3 protein-coding genes are annotated in these 1,257 nt (G+C 52.3%); all 3 read right to left on the reverse strand.

Going from position 1 to position 1,257, the window contains the following annotated elements:
• Positions 1–182: 182 nt before the first annotated feature.
• On the reverse strand, positions 183–551 hold the full coding sequence (locus QZ506_RS12565) for a hypothetical protein (protein ID WP_291971464.1): 369 nt from the start codon (positions 549–551) through the stop codon (positions 183–185).
• Positions 548–1,075, reverse strand: coding sequence for a lysozyme (locus QZ506_RS12570; protein ID WP_291971465.1), 528 nt, complete (start codon positions 1,073–1,075; stop codon positions 548–550). Before QZ506_RS12570 ends, QZ506_RS12565 begins: the two co-directional genes overlap by 4 nt.
• The coding region (locus QZ506_RS12575) for a phage holin (protein ID WP_291971469.1) at positions 1,075–1,257 on the reverse strand (183 nt) is incomplete at its 5' end. The genes QZ506_RS12570 and QZ506_RS12575, both read right to left, overlap by 1 nt.

The raw sequence follows: 1,257 nt of genomic DNA on the forward strand, positions 1-1,257 counted from the left end.
TCATTGTCTGGTTTCGCAGCTACCTGGCAGGTAAATTCTTCCGGGATCCTTCGATTTCCCGAATGCTTCGCTTGTCGGCGTTACACTTCTCAATAACGGTCAGCAGTTCTTCATTCAGCGCTACGCTCTGGCCGTATGTCATTTGATGAGCGATTTCAGGCGCTGGGCAATCCTGAAGTAGTTCAGCGGAGATCGGCACGACGGGTGCCGTTACGTATTCTTTCCGCGTGCTCTCGCAGCTTGTTAACGACATCATCAGGAACAGGCCGACTAGCACACTCATCAGTCGATAATTTTTCACGGATGTAAACCACGGTATTTTCCGACCGCTGCTGTATCTGCTGTTTTTCATCGTGATTGGCCTGCGTGATGGCGTTGAAGATGCGCATCGACTGGATCACATTTCCAGCGATGGTTTCTGCCTGCTTTTGTTGCCGCTCTGCTGCTTCGAGGTCTTTCGCTTTATCACTGTATGCGTCGTGGTAGTAGTAGACGCCAAATGACAGTGCAGCCAGCAGAGCAACGAGGGCGGCATAGAAATATAGCCTCATGCGCCCAGCCCCCAGCACGATAATTCCGCCTCCTGGTCACGCCGCTCTATCTGCCCGTAACAGTTGTTTGAGCGGATACGGCAATCTTTGCCTCCGTCCCAAATCCAGCGCTTAATCTCTTTGCAGGCACCCATCAGATCGCCTGCATTCAATTTGCGGTAGAACGTTGAGGTGAAGCAGTTACCGGGACCGATATTCCACGGACAAAATGAGGCAATGCCGACTTTTTGCACCTCAGTGAGCGGCACTTTAACGTTACGGTCCACCCAATCGAGCGCCTTCTTCTGCTCAATGGCATCGATTTTTGCGCACTGTTCAGCGGTCAGCTTCATGCCTTTGACTACTGGCTTGCCATCTACTCGTGTCACGCCACCGCAAATCGTCCAGATGCCGCCGCCGTCAGGATAAGCGTTTATACGCATACCCTCTTTTTCAGTCTGGAATTGCGCCATCATCACGGGAGCAGTCGCGCCAGCAGCGATGAGCGCCAGCATTGCCGCACTGAGTTTGCTTGCTTTTGACATTACGCACCGCCTTTTTCCCTCAGTTGATACTCCTTCCTGCGGTAGTACCAGTTGATTACAAAAGTGCCGATAGTGCAGACCATACCGACAATAATTGCCCAGTCACCAAGGCTTAACCCGGCAACCTTATCTGCAAGCAGCAGGACGCTCTCTTTGGTTGATGCGGCGTAGGCTCTGGCAGA

The sequence above is a fragment of the Candidatus Symbiopectobacterium sp. genome, from assembly GCF_020054415.1.
Classification (GTDB): Bacteria; Pseudomonadota; Gammaproteobacteria; order Enterobacterales; family Enterobacteriaceae; genus Symbiopectobacterium.

Coding starts and splice junctions, on each gene's coding strand:
- QZ506_RS12570 (WP_291971465.1), bottom strand. CDS start 1,075: ATGTCAAAAGCAAGCAAACTCAGTGCGGCAATGCTGGCGCTCATCGCT.
- QZ506_RS12565 (WP_291971464.1), bottom strand. CDS start 551: ATGAGGCTATATTTCTATGCCGCCCTCGTTGCTCTGCTGGCTGCACTG.